The 15,431-nt window shown below is 56.1% G+C and carries 15 protein-coding genes, 1 tRNA gene and 1 pseudogene; 8 read left to right on the top strand and 9 right to left on the bottom strand.

The annotated features are described in order from the left end of the window. Window positions 1-2 precede the first annotated feature (2 nt). From AB4O11_RS10045 to AB4O11_RS10025, 5 genes are all read left to right on the top strand, one after another. Window positions 3-695, top strand: a complete 693-nt coding sequence (locus AB4O11_RS10045; protein ID WP_095047149.1) for an ABC transporter permease — start codon at window positions 3-5, stop codon at window positions 693-695. Continuing rightward, window positions 695-1,384 (top strand): ABC transporter permease, encoded by a 690-nt coding sequence (locus AB4O11_RS10040; RefSeq protein ID WP_099757735.1) that lies wholly within the window; start codon window positions 695-697, stop codon window positions 1,382-1,384. The genes AB4O11_RS10045 and AB4O11_RS10040 overlap by 1 nt, the downstream gene beginning before the upstream one ends. Further along, the gene (locus AB4O11_RS10035) at window positions 1,365-2,600 is read left to right on the top strand and encodes a methyltransferase (protein WP_099757734.1); all 1,236 of its coding nucleotides are present in this window, start codon (window positions 1,365-1,367) and stop codon (window positions 2,598-2,600) included. The genes AB4O11_RS10040 and AB4O11_RS10035 overlap by 20 nt, the downstream gene beginning before the upstream one ends. 430 nt (window positions 2,601-3,030) lie before the next feature. Beyond that, window positions 3,031-3,106, top strand: a tRNA-Thr gene (locus AB4O11_RS10030). Between the two features lie 276 nt (window positions 3,107-3,382). Then, entirely contained in the window at window positions 3,383-4,372 is a 990-nt protein-coding gene (locus tag AB4O11_RS10025) for an Abi family protein (protein WP_116256360.1), read from the top strand. A gap of 455 nt (window positions 4,373-4,827) precedes the next feature. Here the strand turns inward: AB4O11_RS10025 and AB4O11_RS10020 are convergent. Further along, window positions 4,828-4,937, bottom strand: a pseudogene (locus tag AB4O11_RS10020) (helix-turn-helix domain-containing protein); the annotation flags it as partial. A 473-nt stretch (window positions 4,938-5,410) separates the two neighbouring features. On the opposite strand from AB4O11_RS10020, the gene AB4O11_RS10015 reads away from it, so the two are divergent. Then, the gene (locus tag AB4O11_RS10015) at window positions 5,411-5,692 is read left to right on the top strand and encodes a DUF3077 domain-containing protein (RefSeq protein WP_460130564.1); all 282 of its coding nucleotides are present in this window, start codon (window positions 5,411-5,413) and stop codon (window positions 5,690-5,692) included. A gap of 42 nt (window positions 5,693-5,734) precedes the next feature. Here the strand turns inward: AB4O11_RS10015 and AB4O11_RS10010 are convergent, their stop codons facing one another. Beyond that, window positions 5,735-6,400, bottom strand: a complete 666-nt coding sequence (locus AB4O11_RS10010) for an RES family NAD+ phosphorylase (RefSeq protein WP_257356805.1) — start codon at window positions 6,398-6,400, stop codon at window positions 5,735-5,737. An 11-nt stretch (window positions 6,401-6,411) separates the two neighbouring features. Further along, window positions 6,412-6,819, bottom strand: coding sequence for an MbcA/ParS/Xre antitoxin family protein (locus AB4O11_RS10005; RefSeq protein WP_093430011.1), 408 nt, complete (start codon window positions 6,817-6,819; stop codon window positions 6,412-6,414). 697 nt (window positions 6,820-7,516) lie between these two features. On the opposite strand from AB4O11_RS10005, the gene AB4O11_RS10000 reads away from it, so the two are divergent. Beyond that, window positions 7,517-8,443, top strand: coding sequence for a LysR family transcriptional regulator (locus tag AB4O11_RS10000; protein ID WP_093430009.1), 927 nt, complete (start codon window positions 7,517-7,519; stop codon window positions 8,441-8,443). Here AB4O11_RS10000 and AB4O11_RS09995 read toward each other — a convergent pair. The 6 genes from AB4O11_RS09995 to AB4O11_RS09970 form a co-directional block, all read right to left on the bottom strand. Further along, window positions 8,360-8,677 carry an AzlD domain-containing protein gene (locus AB4O11_RS09995; RefSeq protein WP_007909127.1) on the bottom strand — a complete coding sequence of 106 codons (318 nt, stop codon included), beginning with the start codon at window positions 8,675-8,677 and terminating at the stop codon, window positions 8,360-8,362. The genes AB4O11_RS10000 and AB4O11_RS09995 overlap by 84 nt on opposite strands. Further along, window positions 8,656-9,372 carry an AzlC family ABC transporter permease gene (locus tag AB4O11_RS09990; protein WP_099757732.1) on the bottom strand — a complete coding sequence of 239 codons (717 nt, stop codon included), beginning with the start codon at window positions 9,370-9,372 and terminating at the stop codon, window positions 8,656-8,658. Before AB4O11_RS09990 ends, AB4O11_RS09995 begins: the two co-directional genes overlap by 22 nt. Then, a complete protein-coding gene (locus AB4O11_RS09985; protein ID WP_008080517.1) occupies window positions 9,369-9,746 on the bottom strand; it encodes a GNAT family N-acetyltransferase in 378 nt (125 codons plus the stop codon). Before AB4O11_RS09985 ends, AB4O11_RS09990 begins: the two co-directional genes overlap by 4 nt. Before the next feature lie 79 nt (window positions 9,747-9,825). Continuing rightward, on the bottom strand, window positions 9,826-10,572 hold the full coding sequence (locus AB4O11_RS09980) for a 2OG-Fe dioxygenase family protein (protein ID WP_034151909.1): 747 nt from the start codon (window positions 10,570-10,572) through the stop codon (window positions 9,826-9,828). 231 nt (window positions 10,573-10,803) lie between these two features. Next, window positions 10,804-12,108 (bottom strand): OprD family porin, encoded by a 1,305-nt coding sequence (locus tag AB4O11_RS09975; protein WP_093430007.1) that lies wholly within the window; start codon window positions 12,106-12,108, stop codon window positions 10,804-10,806. 297 nt (window positions 12,109-12,405) lie between these two features. Further along, window positions 12,406-13,074, bottom strand: coding sequence for a DsbA family protein (locus AB4O11_RS09970; protein ID WP_460130562.1), 669 nt, complete (start codon window positions 13,072-13,074; stop codon window positions 12,406-12,408). Between the two features lie 256 nt (window positions 13,075-13,330). On the opposite strand from AB4O11_RS09970, the gene AB4O11_RS09965 reads away from it, so the two are divergent. Further along, window positions 13,331-15,424, top strand: coding sequence for a TonB-dependent receptor (locus AB4O11_RS09965; RefSeq protein WP_460130561.1), 2,094 nt, complete (start codon window positions 13,331-13,333; stop codon window positions 15,422-15,424). Window positions 15,425-15,431: the final 7 nt, after the last annotated feature.

Genomic DNA, 15,431 nt, shown 5'->3' with positions numbered 1-15,431 from the left:
CCATGATTATCGACCTCTACGGATTCGGCCCGGCCCTCGCTGCCGGCGCGCTGATGACCGTCCAACTGGCTCTCACCGCCCTGTGCCTGGGGCTGGTGCTCGGTCTGCTCGGCGCCTTGGCCAAGACTTCCCCGTACAAGCCGCTGCAATGGCTTGGCGAAACCTACTCGACCATCGTACGTGGTGTGCCGGAGCTGCTTTGGGTTCTGCTGATCTACCTCGGCACCGTCAAGACGATGAATGCCATTGGCGAATACTTTGGCAATCCAGACCTGGCGCTAAGCCCCTTTGTGGCGGGCGTAACCGCACTTGGACTGTGCTTCGGCGCCTATGCCACGGAGGTATTTCGTGGCGCCATCCTGGCCATTCCGAAAGGACACCGTGAGGCCGGTCAGGCCCTGGGCCTGTCGAAATGGCGGATCTTCACCCGGTTGATCATGCCGCAGATGTGGCGCATCGCCCTGCCCGGCCTGGGCAATCTGTTCATGATCCTGATGAAAGACACCGCTCTGGTGTCGGTCATCGGCCTGGAAGAAATCATGCGCAATGCGCAGAACGCCGTAACCTTCGCCAAGCATCCATTCACCTTCTATCTGGTCGCAGCCGTCATGTATCTGGGCCTGACCATATTGGCGATGGCCACCATGCACTTCATGGAAAAACGCGCCGCCCGTGGCTTCGTGAGGACGACGTAATGGAATGGGAAGTCATCTATAAGTGGCTGCCGAAGTTCTTTCAGGGCGCCGTCCTGACACTCGAACTGGTGGGCATCGCCGTTATTCTCGGGTTGTTGCTGGCGATCCCTCTGGGCATCGCGCGCTCCTCCAAGCTCTGGTTTGTTCGCGCATTTCCTTACGCTTACATCTTTTTCTTTCGTGGCACTCCGTTGCTCGTACAACTGTTTCTGGTCTACTACGGCCTGGCTCAGTTCGACGCCGTACGCGACAGTTTCATGTGGCCGTATTTGCGAGAACCCTTCTGGTGCGCTGTCGCCACGATGACCCTGCATACTGCCGCCTATATCGCCGAAATCCTGCGTGGCGCCATTCAAGCGATCCCGCCGGGCGAGATCGAAGCCGCGCGTGCACTGGGCATGTCAAAGGCCAAGGCATTGTTCTATATCGTCCTGCCGCGCGCCGCTCGCATCGGCCTGCCGGCCTACAGCAACGAAGTCATCCTGATGTTGAAGGCCAGTTCTCTGGCGAGCACGGTGACCTTGCTCGAACTCACCGGCATTACCCGCACGATCATTGCCCGCAACTACCTCACCGTGGATATGTTCTTCACCGCAGGCGTCATTTACCTGCTGATGTCGTTTGTTCTCGTTCAGGCATTCAAACAGCTGGAGCGATGGTTGCGCGTCGATGCCTGCCAAGGGCGTTGACTCCTCCTGCGTGCTGACGGGCGAGGAGTTACTCGCCCGCTTCACCGCGCTGGATGCTTTTTTGATTGAGCATCAGGCGCTGTGGAAACCTCGTCCGTTCACTCATCTGCAGCTTCCCTGGGAAGCGTCCTACCCGAAGTTGGCCTTGTGGCTACGAGGACGGTCGCTGGACGATGCAGAAAACGCACACAACCAACCTGCTGATCTTGCCGAAGCGCCGGAGCCATTTGCTTCATTGGCAGCGATATCGGCTGAGCTGAGCGCTGTCGGTCAGTTGCCGGGGCATGCGCTGGAAGCTGCGGCGCATCGCTTGAATGTCGATGTACCGGGGCGCAAGTGGCAGCAGATTGAAGCGTTTGCCAGTCGTTTGTCTTTTTCCTCGCAACCGACGCACTGGCTCGATTGGTGTTCCGGCAAGGGGCATTTGGGCCGGCGGTTGTTGAGTGATGGCCAACAGTTGACCTGCGTTGAATACGATCCGGCATTGGTCGCCAGCGGTCAGGCGTTGAGTCAGCGCCATCATTTACACGCGCTGCATGTCGAGCAGGATGTGTTGGCAGCGAATGCTTCAAGTGTATTGAGCGCAGCCCACACACCCGTCGCCCTCCACGCCTGCGGCGATCTGCATGTGCGTTTGATGCAACTGGCCAGCGCTGCCGACTGCCAGCAAATGGCGATCGCGCCCTGCTGTTACAACCGCATCAGTCGCAACGAGTACCAGGCGTTGTCCTCTGTCGGTTTGCGATCCGTCCTACAGCTCTCGCTCGAAGATCTGGCTCTACCCATGAGCGAAACTGTCACCGCCGGTGCACGGGTCCGACGTCAGCGTGACACCTCCATGGCCCGGCGCTTGGCTTTCGATTTGCTGCAACGGCAAGTACGTGGAATAGACGAATACCTGCCCACCCCGTCCCTGCCCAGCGCCTGGTTGGACAAAACCTTCGCCGATTACTGCCGCGATCTGGCAGCGCTGAAAGAGTTATCCACAATCGGCTCGCCAGATTGGTCGACACTCGAAGCCGCCGGTTGGCAGCGGTTGGCCGAAGTTCGTAACCTCGAATTGCTTCGCGGATTGTTCCGACGACCACTGGAGCTTTGGCTGAATCTGGATCGGGCACTTTTCCTCGTCGAACAGGGATACGTCGTACGCCTCGGCACTTTTTGCGACACCTCGCTCACACCGCGTAATTTACTGCTGCTCGCCGAACGCGCTTAAAACCTTACAGCCTGTGGATAACTCTGTTGATGGATTTGCCGTGGATCCAATATCTGCGCCTGTTTCGTCGCCTTAACAACACTGGTCATTTTTTGTTCACATAAATAAAAAACCTGTAAAACAGGGATTTGCGAACAAAATGAGAATAGGTTCACAAAACCTCGCCTGAGTATGACTTCGTGCCTCTCAGTTGTGCATAAGCTGCCAATCAAAACGACATAACCGCCGAATAATTATCCCGCCGAACGAATAATTGGGAAGCTCGAGAAAGCCGAAATTCAACTGTGCGCCCTGCAAAACAGCCCTATCGTACGTAAGGCGCAAATCCTACGTTGCGCATTGCGCAGGGCTTAATTTGCCGCGATGCAAAAATAGTCTGAATTCAGGGGTTTACAGGATCTTCCCAATCGCTATAATCGTCGCCCACAACGCCGGTATAGCTCAGTTGGTAGAGCAACTGACTTGTAATCAGTAGGTCCCGGGTTCGACTCCTGGTGCCGGCACCATACAAAACGAAGCCCCTGCAGAAATGCAGGGGCTTTGTTGTTTCTGGCGTTTGGAACTCCAAGGAGCTTCAGCATCGCTGAGATGCGATCAGCGACGCCACTCAATCAACAGACCAACTCAGCCCGCGCGCCTCGACCCGTTACAATTTCACATCAGCCCAACATTGACGGGCTCTTACACCTACCTATAATGCACCCCAACACACCCGCCAAGCCTAGGTTGACCCTGTCAGCAAGCTCAAATCGTGCGGGTTTTTTTTGCCTGGAGAAAGCTACATGAGGCCCTTCGACAAGCCGGCCCTCAGCGTAGAACAGCAATTGGAACTGCTAAAGCAACGAGGCCTGCAAGTCGCAAACGACGAGCGCGCCATGCGTTTCCTAGAAGTGGTCACGCTGTTTCGCTTGAGCCCCTATATGCGCCCTTTTCAGGAAACAAACCCTGAACACACCTTCAAACCTGGTAGCAGTCTGAAAGCAGTCGTCGACATCTACCGTTTCGATGGTTCGTTGCGACGCATTACCATGGATGCTATCGAACGTGTCGAAGTCGCCATACGAGCGACTATCAGCAATCACATGTGCCCGAAGTACGGGCCTGACTGGATAGCTGATGCGTCAATCTTCTCCTCGTCATACTCTCATTCGGATTTATTGCGGCCCCTGCGAGATCAACTGAGCAAGGAACGCAACAAACTTGGACGTGAGATTGATCGTATAAAAAAGAGCAGCCGAGCAGATCAGATCCAGCAGCAGCGAATTGAAAATCGCACGCGCGATAACTATTTTCGATTCTACGGATCAACATATTCCAATCCCGAGTTGCCGCCCGCTTGGGCTGTTCTGGAAGAGCTTAGCCTTGGGACGGTATCCACCCTGTTCAATGCCATAGGCAAAAGCGTCGACAAGAAAGCGATCGCGAGCAGATTCAATCTCCCCTTCGAAGTACTGGCCTCCTGGCTCCACACTTTGACCTTCATTCGAAACTGCTGCGCCCACCACTCACGACTATGGAACAGAGAGCTCTCGATTCGACCATCCTTACCTAAAGAATGGGTCATCCAAAATGCACCTGGCGATCGGCCTCAGCCCAAGCAGCGGCTATTCATAGTACTAACGATGCTAGCGTATCTAACCGATTTGATCAGTCCAGACAGCCATTGGAAATTTCACTTGGCCGAAATGATGGACGAAAGAGAGCCGGGTTATTTGAGACTTATGGGATTTCCAGATGACTGGAAACGGCAACCGCAATGGTGTTTGGGGTAGGGAAAACATACGTCTTGTTTTTTTGCCATTGCGTCTGGAGAAATGTCAGGAGCGAACGCAGGCCTAAAGCAAAATGTGGTGCCTAAACCACAGATTGCCAACCGTGGATCCGTTCGTCCGGTACCGCACCATACAAAACAAAGCCTCTGCAGAAATGCAGGGGCTTTGTTGTTTCTGGGCGTCTATATCTTTAACCGCGTTTCACCTTCAGTAGAAATAGAGTCTCTCCTCCGCACACGTCGATCTAATTGCCAGACGCCCTTCTCCCAAAAAGCACAGCTTCTGACCAAAACGCTCAAATTTCCGCTTTTATGCCAAATTATGAACTGGCAATAATTATGGCGTGCCCATAAAAAGTGTAATTGCATGAGCAGCGCTTCTCAGCTCACTGAACCGGCGGGGTGAATGGCAACCCGGTTTCCCAGTCCAAGAGTGCTTGATGCCTCGACGCTTTGTTCCTCCGCCGCAGAGAGCAGCATCTGCGTTACGCGCGCGGCCTCACCGGCCTTCATCTGACGCACAGACTCCAGTAAATCCTGCTGGAATGCTCCAGTTCATCGACCATCGCTGATCTCCTCGTTTTGTTGCTTAGAAAAGGCGAAGGACAAGTCGTGACCGACAAAACGCATTGCGCGACATCCTGCGAAATTTTTGTAACGAGAAGCCAAGCAAAGCCACTACGGGCCACGATTGTGCATCGGCTCTTCCTCAAGCTAACGTTCAGTTCGTCGCTGCCAATTCAGCGACCGGGCCTGAGAACCCGGGTAAGATGCAGGCGCACCAGCGCCCCAACTCACGTTTGCCGGCGCATTTTTTGTGTCTGCATTACTGTGCAATGGCGGCTGTGCGTGGGAGACCTTCGGGTCTGCCGGGTTCCTGTATCTCCGGTTTCTCAGCCTGCGCATAGCTGCCACCTTTTCGCCTGAGAACGAAATGGCAGCTCTCATTTGATACAGGGAGTTAACAAATGAAAGGCATTGATCCGTCAGCACACCGGTCACTTCAAGTCCGTCCATCTCGAACGGCAGGTGAACCGAAATGACCCACTCTCAAGATCTGAAAACCCTCGGCCTCACCCACTTTTCCTTCCACTCCAATCAAGCGATGTTCCGCACCAACCGTGGTGTACCGGTAATCGCCGCCCTTTTCCACGCCTCGCACTTGCTTCACATTTCACGACTGCTCACTGCGGACACCTCAGTCTCTCGCGACCCTGACCTTCACGCTTATGCCTCGCAGTATCTGCAGGAGTTAAGCAAAGCGTTGATCGATGATGTCGTGAAAGTGATGGATGCGCCGCCGGACAAGCCGTTGATGTAAACGCCGGTTTAAGGCCCTCGTTGATGCGAGGGCTTTTGCGTTTCAGACCTGACTGATCTCAAACACAAACGAAATCTTCTGCTGACTCGCACTCCACACATAGCGCAAATGCTTACCCTGCTTCGGGATCGACACTGCCGGTGGTCGAAACGCCGCGATGCATTCATGGCCCGGCAGGCGAACGCTGTTGTAGAGCAGCCCCCACGACTCGGTTTCGCGCAGTTGCCGGGCGAATTGCTGAGACGGCCCGTAAGCCTCCGGATCCGGATTGTGCAGTTCGGGGTGATTGTGGCGGATATCGTGCAGCGGTTTAACCACCCGATTAACGTAAGTCCGCATGGTCAATTCAAGGTCCGCTTCTTGGGTCGCCGCAAGAAATCGTTCCTGGTGATAACAGGTCTCGGCGATGGCAGCAGCCTGACTGCTCGCAGCGTAGTAAACGCCGAAGGTGCCGTCGCAGAAACGACTGCGTTTGCCGATGTGGGTAAACGCAGCCATCACCGGAGTCGAGCCGGGGCCGGAGAGTCGATCTTCGAGTCGCACGCGGGCGAGTACGCCGGCCTGTTCGATCAGGCGATCGTTGGTTAGCGCTTCAATCGCGTAGGCAACTTCCAGGTCTTCGGGATCGAGCACGTCTTCGAACAGCGCAATCGGCGGGAAGCTGCTGTTGACGATCCGATAGGCTCTCGGCCACGCCACATCAACCATCTCTGGCGCCTTCAACCGCGCACCCCATCGAGGTAACGACGCACATCGGCGATATCGACCACGCGTCCGGCGAGCATGTAATCCAGCGCCGTTAGCCCATTGAACGGCGCCGCCGTGTTCGGACTACTGACCCATGTGTACGCGCGCTCACGGCTGTTGCTGAAGATGATGCTCAACGCCTTGTGAATGCCCATCAGATAAGAGATGCGCTCAAGGGTATCGTTAGGCAGACGTATGTTCGGCAGGTGTTTGTATTTATAGAACGTGGTGTTACCGACACCGCCCAGCAATGTGCGTTGCTGCTCAGCGCTGCAGCCCCAACGCTCCATGAGGTTAAAGAAGAACTTCAGCGCGACGCGGCCGGCTTCGGGGGCGTCTAGTTGTTCGCGTGGGGTGAGGGCTGGGGATGAGGTAGTCATTGAGCCTCTCCAGATTTGTCTTGCTTTGATACTAGTACATATACGAATAAATCGATAAAAAAGCTCCGTAAGCGTATTACTGGTTACCACATTCCCCATTGATTGGGATTCGGATATGACCGGATTTGAGCATTTCGTCGACCGAATCGAACCGCTGCCGAATAGTTCGTGCTTCCAACATGGCTTGGGCAGTCTTGTCCGTAGGAATTCGTGCAATGGACGGCTGCTCTTGGATTTCAATAACGTCGTGAAGCCTGTTGCCAACTTGGCACTCCATATCGGCCGCTTCTTGTGATGCAATCACTTCGCTTACCTCACTCAGAACTGTAGCCACAGAGACTCGATGTCTCGACGCTGCCACTTCATCTGCTTTAACAAGTCGCCGCTATCAGCTCGGTCGCAAGTTCGCCTAGGATGCATCCACGTATTTCGCAGGCCAAAACCACTAACGTTGTCAGCCATTTCCCCGTGAAAAATCACCCCCACGCACCAAAACCACGCATTTTTTTTGACCCTCATCACCCCCACGTCACCAAAAACCCCGATCCTGTGTCAGCCTCCAGCCATCGGCGAGGACATCAATTCGCTACTAAACCCGCGACAACTATGCTCAGGTACAGGAATATAGCCAGCATATGGCGCCTGACCGGCAGTCTCGTAAACAACAATACCCAGCCCACTTTAGAGGGCATTACCCATGGATAGCAGAACCTTACGCAACCTCATGCGCATCGTGCAGACCGGCTCGTTGTCGGCCGCAGCCGAGCATTCGTGCCTGACTGTGCAGGCCTTGGCCGCGCAGTTGAACAAGGTCGAAGAGCAGTTCGGTTTCCGCTTGTTTCGACGTTCCAACAAAGGCCTGACGCTGACGCCGCAAGGCACTGAGCTGACGCCTTATATGGACAAAGTGCTGATTGCCACGCGACAGATGGAAGAGAAGGTCGAGGCGCTGAAGGTGCCCGGCCAGCGCACGTTGAAGGTGGCGTTGAACAACACTTTGGCGGCTGACTTCAACCGCCGAATGATCGGACGCCTGATCGAGGTGTTTCCCGATTATCAGATGGAATTCAGCTACGCCGAGTCGATGGAAAATCTCAGCAAGCTGAAGAACGAAGACTTCGACCTTGCGGTACTGATCGGCCCGCAGCGGCCGGGCTTGCCGAGTATCGTCCTGCCGGATGTACAGGTGCAGGTCGTTGGCGCCCATTGTGGTCAGGAGAATGATCCCCTGACCTTGCTGGGCAACAAGTTTCAGGTACGTCCTGCGGAAGATTGTCCGTATTCCCACAGCTTTTTGCGTTTTCTCGACGCGGGGCTGGGCAATCACGAGAACGGCCAGCGCATGGTCTATTCATGCAGTGAAACGTTAACGCTGTCGTTGATCACGCAGATGGACGCGGTGGGCATGGTCTCGCGTGAAGCTGCGCAGAAGAACGGCCTGACGATTTTCCCCGGGTTCGAGGATTTTCTCGAAGTGCGTCTGGCGGTGAACAATCCGGAGTTGTCGAACCAGGCACTCAACGATGTCGTCGACTTGCCGCTACATGAACGAGCCGAGCGCAATGTACGCAGCCGTCCCAACCGCCACACTGAGAAAGAGGTTTTTGCTGAAATACGCACATAACAACGTCGGAATTGCGGCATAGAATTCCGGGCGATCGAGCTGTATGTGCTGATCCTTGATCAACAAGGGTGTCAGGCTGATCGCAGCGACGATCGCCACCGGCAAGTATTCCAGCGCCCGCGCAATAAACGGCGGCCAGTGCTCGGTGTTGACTTGCAGTGGCAGCGCGCGTGGCAGGAAAGTCACGGCCATCATCAGCGCGACCACCAGAATCAGGAACGTTTGGTCAGGCATACACCCACTCCGCAGCCCACAAACGTGGCGATAAACACATTGAACGGCGAACTGCCGACCAGGCTCAGCGCGCCCATGCAGGCCACGGCAGCCGCAGCAGCGATGAGTTTGTTGCGCGTGTTGCACAGCGACACCAGCACGTAGAGCATCATCGCGGTCAGGGCGTAGTCGAGCTGATATTTGATCAGGTGCGCCGCGTACTGCGCACAAACGGCGCCAAGCAAACCGCCGAGCACCCACGAGGTGTGGCAGAACAGGTTGAAGCCAATCAGATAACGCACATTGACCGGCGCACCGGTGCCGAGTTTAACGCTGTGGAAAGCGAAGGATTCGTCCGTCAGGCCACCGGCATAAGCCCAGCGCTCCATGCGGCTCAAGCCGAGTGCGCGCAGAGCCTTGGCCATGTAAACCGACATCAACATGTGCCGCGCGTTGATCAGGAAAGTGGTCAGTACGATAGTCGTCAGCGAGGCGCCGCTGGAGATCAGCGCCAGTGCGGCGAATTGCGAAGCGCCGGCATATACGAACAAACACATCGCCACTGGCAGCCACATCGGCAACCCGGCGTTGACGGCCATCAACCCGAACACGAATGACACCGTGAAGTAGCCAGCGACTACCGGGCTGGCTTCGGCAAACGTGCGCGACGGCTGATGGGTAGCCATCAGCGGCGCACTGCCGGACGTTTCATTCATAGATCCCTCTCAAATGTCCGCTCGCCGTGGGGTTCGCAAAAACCCTGGGCAGTCCAGAATCGCTTGCCCGCGAGGTTAGCATCGTCGACGAACAGAAACATCCGTAACACGCCGACCCGTTTCATATCGGACGACGCCGCTTCAACCAGTCGTTGACCGACGCCCTGGCTGCGATAGCGCGGGCTGACCGCCAGATGATTAATCGTGCCGCGACTGCCGAGCATGCCACCGAGTACCGCGCCGACGATCTCGCCCGCCACGTCAAAGGCGAGATAGGCCGTGGTGGTTTTCTGGATCAGCACGCCACGCAGGCACTTGGCGTCCTGCCACTCGCAGAAGGACACTTCGTCGAACTGGCGGAAGAAGCGCTCCATGCGCTGCGCATCCTTGGCCGTGGCGCGTCGCAGCACCACCGGCGTCGAGCACTCGACGCCGTCGATTGGGGTGATCTGATTAGCGAACAATGTCGAAAGCGGTCCCGGGCCGCGAGAAGGAGATCGCCAGAATCTGCCGGTACGCCATCGCATGGGTGTGCGTGTTGCGGGCCGGGGTCACGTAGTGGCGCATGTCACGATCGAGGAAGTAGGTGGTATCGAGAATTTCCTGGTAGGTGGTCGACGCCAGTTGATGCTCGTGGATGTCGTACAAACGACTCTCCGCGCCCTCGACATTATTGCGACCCCAGAAGTGCACACCGCTGAACGGATAGCCGTCGCAGTGAATGCCTTCAGGGGTGATTTCCAGTTGTTTGCCGGGTTTGATTTCGATGCGGATCTGATGGATCTGGCACTGCCAGATTTCATCGTGCAGCTCTTCCGGCAGTACGCTTTTGTACACTTCGAAATCGGTGTCGATCAGGCTGCGCATCACCGGTGAAGTAATTACTTCATCGGAGAAGTCCTGAAAGTGTCGTACCAGGCCGCCAACATAGGCGTTGTTCTCTTTCGACTGCACGTAGGCGCGATGCTCGAGTTGCTTGAGCTCGCGGGTTTTCGGGTTGTACTCAAAGTCGCTGTAACGACGGTAACGCATGCCGGCTTCGGCCTGACCGTAGTAGCTGTCAGGCTCCATGTTTTCCCAACTTTTGGTCAGTCTGACGAAGTCGGCAAAATGACCGTAGAGATTGAAGTCACCACCCTGGACGTTGACATATTTGTCGCGCCGTAGCGATTCGCCCACTTCTCTGTTCAAAACGATCATTACCAAATTCTCCGCTGCGTTGAGCGGCCTAATCTATTAGGTGGAGAATTTGCGTCCATGAGAAAGAATTTCAGGCATTTAAAGCACTGTTTGAAACGGCGTTTGCAGGCGCTTAAAAACAACTTTTACATGACAAAAACACGGGTTTTTTCCGGTTTTCATCGAATAACCGTCGAAAAAAACCCCGAACCAGTCGGGGTTTTTCTCATGTTTCTTACACTGGATCAGGCATCAGAAGATGTTGATCGGGTAATCCACGAAAACGCGCAGTTCGTTACCGCTGACGTTGTACTCGCTGGATTTCTGCGAAACACGCAGGATCGAGCTGCGCAGTTTCACGCTCAGGTCTTTGGCCGGGCCAGACTGCACGACGTATTTGAACTGGTTGAAGATCTCACGCTCGGTACCGCCTTCGCTGGTGGACGTGGTGATGTTGTCGCCACGCACATAAGCGAAGTTGTAGCTCAGGCCCGGTACGCCGAATGCGCCGAAGTCGAGGCCGTAGCCCAACTGCCAGCTGCGCTCGTCTTCAGCGTTGAAGTCGGACCAGTAGGAGTTGGCCAGGTAGATGGAGTTACCACCGTCACCGACGCGGTGTTGATCTTTCTGGTAACCGCCATAGGCGTAGCCCAGGTTGCTGTCGCCGGTGGAGCGCTGGTGCGCCACGGTGAACGAGTGCGGGCCAGTGGCGAATGTCGCGGCCAGGCTCCAGATCTTGTTGTCGCGACCGGTCACGATGCTTTCGCCCGGAACGGTGTTTTCGCGAACGTACGAGCTGTCCAGCTTGGTGCGATAGCCGTTGAAGTCCAGGGTCAGCGACTGATCCTTGTTGAACGGCAACACGTAGTTGGCGTTCACGTATTGTTTCTTCAATACGTCTTCGACGTCGGAAGCGTACAACGCACCTTTGAAGTTCTCAGTGAACTGGTAGCTACCGCCCAATACGTTGATCGACTTCAGTCCACCGCTGTCACGGCCTTCATCGCTCTTGCGCGATTCGGCGGTGAAACGACCGGCGTTCAGTTCCAGGCCTTTGATCTCTTTGGAAGTGATCAGGGTACCGGTGTAGCTTTCCGGCAGCAGACGCACATTGTCGTAGCTCAGCACCGGCAGGGCCGGCATCTGGTCGCCGTAGGTCAACACGGTGTTGGAGAAGCGGAACTTCACCGCTGCACCGCCCTTCGCTATGTCATGGTTCGCGCGACCGTCATTTTCCTGCTTGAAGAAATCGATACCACCGGCGCCGCTGCGGCCCTTGCCGCCGTCCAGACGCAGTGCGTACAGACCGAAAGCGTCGACACCGACACCCACGGTGCCTTGGGTGAAACCGGACGAGAACGTACCGATGGCCGCTTGGCCCCACTCGGCTTTGTCTTTGTTGCCGTCTTTGTAATCACGATTGATGTAGGCATTGCGCAGCAGCACTTTGAGGCTGCTGTCTTCAACAAAACCCTTGGACTCGGCCTGGTCGTTAGCCATGGCCTGAGTGGCGCTCAACATCCCCAGTGCGATCAGACTGATTCGCTTGTTCAACATTTTGTTTTCCTTATTACGGGTTGAAACGCGCTGTGTCGAACGGCGGAAACGGCGCTTTTGCACTCTTTTATTCACCCCGAAACAAAAAGACCCGCCCACGACGATGTCATGGCGGGCCTGCTCCTTATTTTGAGTCATGGCGGTTGGCCACAGGCGTTGAGCCGAATCGTAGCCGCGCCCTGAACAATGTGTCAATTTCAAGAATCGTCTTTAAATAGGTAAAAATCGTCTAAGAAACGTAAATTTTGCGCTGACTCCTTGCTGGGAAATGCAAACAGCCAGTGAATCCAGCGCGTATCAGGCGCAACCATCGATAGAACAAAATGCAGAAGTTTTACCGGTTTCATCGACGACGATTGCCTGTTGCAACCAATCGGCAAATGCCTGCGGCTTGCCCAGCCAGGGGCTGATGTCGATCAACTGGAACGTGCCGTTCTGCTCCAGAGCAATCGTTGGAAAACCCTGACCACCCAATTGAGCCAAAAACTGGCGACTGGCTTTTATATGCCCCTCGCTATCAACGGACTCAAACGCAAGGTGGAAATCTTCCTGCGCATAGCCCATCTGCATCGCCAATTCCAACAGCACGGCTGAATCGGCAATGCGTCGCCCTTCCACATAGTGCGCCGTCTGCAACCGCCCCAGCAGGCGCAAACCGCCGCCGTCGATGGCTTCAGCCGCCATGACCGCAGCAATCGCTGGCGTCGAATCGAACACCGCTGAGTGATCACGCAGCAAACCTTCGAAATAGGCCTCGCCAAACGGCTGGCCGGTGTACTCGGCAATGCGTCGGTCATGGGGCATGACGTAATCGCGCAGTTGCGGGGAAACACGCTGGCGATTAGCGCCACTCATCATTCCGCCGGCATGGGCATTCACCGGCAACACTGACTGTGCCGCTTCCACCAGCGGCTTGGCGCCGTAACACCAGCCACACAGCGGATCGTAGATGTAGTGAAGAATCATGGGAAAAACTCCGGCAGAAAGTCAGGAAAATCGATGGCGGCAGATTAGTCCTCGCACTCTTGCGGAAAAACGCCGGAATGGCTTTCAGTCTGTTTCAGGAATCGGTCGAATGATTTGTTCAGTCAGATTGTGTCGGTTAGGACACAAATTGAAACAATCAGCCAAGGGAGCTTATAAGGAATAATTAACGGAAGTAAATGCAAAGCATTACCATTCGCACAATCGAATTCTTCCACCCTTTCGGATGCGCTGTTCAATGCCTGCCCCGTTCCGTCTTACGCCCGTCACCCTTGGGCTTTCTGCTTTTCTGTCCAGCGGTTTTGCCTGTTCCGCGACCGAGTTACCCGCCACCGCAATCAGCGCCGAAGCGCAAGCCGATGACCCACGCGAGAAGCTCAGCAGCACCGCGACTCGGACCTCGACGCCCGTACGTTATGTGCCGCAGGCGATCGATTCGGTCAAGACCTCGAACGTCGCCAGCTACGGCACCAATGACATCGGCGACGCGTTGAGCGGTATGCCTAACGTCAGCAGCAGCGCCGACACCCGTTTCGACAGCCTGCGCATCCGCGGCTTCGACGCGAGCAACGATTTCTATCTGGATGGCATCCGCGACGACAGCCAATACAAACGCGACTTGCACAATATTGAACGCGTCGAAGTGCTCAAAGGCCCGGCCGCCGTACTGTATGGCCGTGGCAGTCAGGGCGGGATCGTCAACCGCGTGAGCAAAATACCCGAGTTCGGCCGGCGCTCGACTATCGAAGCCCAGGCTGGCAGCGAAGATTTGCGCAGTCTTTACGCCGACCTCAGCAGCGACCCGAGCGAAAACATCAGCCTGCGCCTGAACATGGGCAACATGGATGAAAAAAGCTTCCGCGACGGTGTCAGTGGCAATCGCCAATTGTTCGCGCCGTCGATGAGCTGGCAACTGACGCCGGACCTGAACTGGCTGGTGCAGTACGAATACAGCCGCTACAACCGCACCCCGGATCGCGGCATCCCCGGCATCAACGGGCGCCCGGCCGATGTCGGGCGCGATACGACCTACGGCAACGATCACGATTTCATCGACGACAAGTCGCAATCGCTGCGCTCGAAACTCACTTATGAAATCAATGACAACTGGCAACTGCGCCAGACCCTCGGCGTGTTCAAGCTCGACAGTGATTTCGACAACACCTACCTCACCGGTTACACGCCGGCGACCAACAAGGTCACGCGCCAGCATTGGCAGCAGGATCTGACCACTCGCAACGTCTATAACAACGTTGAACTTGAGGGCGGATTCGATACCTTGGGCCTTGAGCATCGCCTGCTCACTGGCATCGAGATCGGCAGCCAGCGCCGCGACCCGACGCTGTACAACGCGGCCACTGGCAGAACCCCGGGCGCGCGCCCCGTACCGTCGCTCGACCTGTACAACCCGAACCGTGATCTGCGCCACACCGGCAGCATTCAGGTCTCCAGCAGCAGCCACACCGAAGTCGAAAGCCGTGCGGTATATGTGCAAGATCAACTGCGCCTGAACGACCAATGGCAAGTGCTCGCCGGTCTGCGTTACGACACTTTCGATATCGAGTCGACCAACAAGCTGCGCAACATCTCCGAAGATCGCGACAGCCATAGCACCAGCCCGCGCGTCGGCCTGGTCTGGACGCCGCTACAAAATCATTCGTTCTACGCCTCGTGGTCGAAGACGTTTTCGCCGGTGGGCGGTGGCTTGATCGGCATCACTCCGGGTGCAGCCGGCAACACCAACGACCTCAGTCCCGAGCTGACCAAGCAGAAAGAAATCGGCGTGAAAAGCGACTGGCTCGATGACCGCTTGAGCACCACGCTGGCGATCTACGATCTGGAACTCTACAACCGCCGCACCACTGATCCAAACGATCCGACCCTAACGGTGATGTCAGGTTTGCAACGCTCGCGCGGGATCGAATTGACGGCCACCGGCAATCTCGTCGGCAACTGGTACATGCGCGGTGGCGTCGGTCTGCAGGATGCGAAGATCGAGAAGGACAACAACGGCCTCGAAGGCAAACGCATCAACAACGTTGCCAAGCATAACGGCAGCCTGTTCCTGACCTGGAAACCGGAGATGGGCTGGTACGGCGAAACCGGCCTGACCCTGGTTGGCCAACGCTATGCCGATAACGCCAACACCACCGTGTTGCCGGGTTACGGCCGCTGGGATGCCTTGGTCGGTTACCGCTTCAAGGATTGGGATTTACGCGCGGCGCTGAACAACATCACCGATCGTGAGTACTACGCGTCCGCGACCAGCCAGTATCAAATCCAACCGGGTGCACCACGTAGCGTTGTGATGACCGGCACCTACAGTTTCTGATTTCACA

It is taken from the genome of Pseudomonas sp. H1_D05 (assembly GCF_054682705.1).
Note: the sequence above shows the minus strand (reverse complement) of the source record. Positions and strands in the feature narration are given on the sequence as shown.

Excerpts from the sequence above, each read along its gene's own strand:
- AB4O11_RS09995 (WP_007909127.1), bottom strand. The coding sequence starts at position 8,677 with ATGCCTGACCAAACGTTCCTGATTCTGGTGGTCGCGCTGATGATGGCC.
- AB4O11_RS10040 (WP_099757735.1), top strand. The coding sequence starts at position 695 with ATGGAATGGGAAGTCATCTATAAGTGGCTGCCGAAGTTCTTTCAGGGC.
- AB4O11_RS10025 (WP_116256360.1), top strand. The coding sequence starts at position 3,383 with ATGAGGCCCTTCGACAAGCCGGCCCTCAGCGTAGAACAGCAATTGGAA.
- AB4O11_RS09965 (WP_460130561.1), top strand. The coding sequence starts at position 13,331 with ATGCCTGCCCCGTTCCGTCTTACGCCCGTCACCCTTGGGCTTTCTGCT.
- AB4O11_RS09980 (WP_034151909.1), bottom strand. The coding sequence starts at position 10,572 with ATGATCGTTTTGAACAGAGAAGTGGGCGAATCGCTACGGCGCGACAAA.
- AB4O11_RS09990 (WP_099757732.1), bottom strand. The coding sequence starts at position 9,372 with ATGAATGAAACGTCCGGCAGTGCGCCGCTGATGGCTACCCATCAGCCG.
- AB4O11_RS09975 (WP_093430007.1), bottom strand. The coding sequence starts at position 12,108 with ATGTTGAACAAGCGAATCAGTCTGATCGCACTGGGGATGTTGAGCGCC.
- AB4O11_RS10035 (WP_099757734.1), top strand. The coding sequence starts at position 1,365 with ATGCCTGCCAAGGGCGTTGACTCCTCCTGCGTGCTGACGGGCGAGGAG.
- AB4O11_RS10000 (WP_093430009.1), top strand. The coding sequence starts at position 7,517 with ATGGATAGCAGAACCTTACGCAACCTCATGCGCATCGTGCAGACCGGC.
- AB4O11_RS09985 (WP_008080517.1), bottom strand. The coding sequence starts at position 9,746 with ATGGAGCGCTTCTTCCGCCAGTTCGACGAAGTGTCCTTCTGCGAGTGG.
- AB4O11_RS09970 (WP_460130562.1), bottom strand. The coding sequence starts at position 13,074 with ATGATTCTTCACTACATCTACGATCCGCTGTGTGGCTGGTGTTACGGC.
- AB4O11_RS10005 (WP_093430011.1), bottom strand. The coding sequence starts at position 6,819 with ATGACTACCTCATCCCCAGCCCTCACCCCACGCGAACAACTAGACGCC.
- AB4O11_RS10045 (WP_095047149.1), top strand. The coding sequence starts at position 3 with ATGATTATCGACCTCTACGGATTCGGCCCGGCCCTCGCTGCCGGCGCG.
- AB4O11_RS10015 (WP_460130564.1), top strand. The coding sequence starts at position 5,411 with ATGACCCACTCTCAAGATCTGAAAACCCTCGGCCTCACCCACTTTTCC.
- AB4O11_RS10010 (WP_257356805.1), bottom strand. The coding sequence starts at position 6,400 with ATGGTTGATGTGGCGTGGCCGAGAGCCTATCGGATCGTCAACAGCAGC.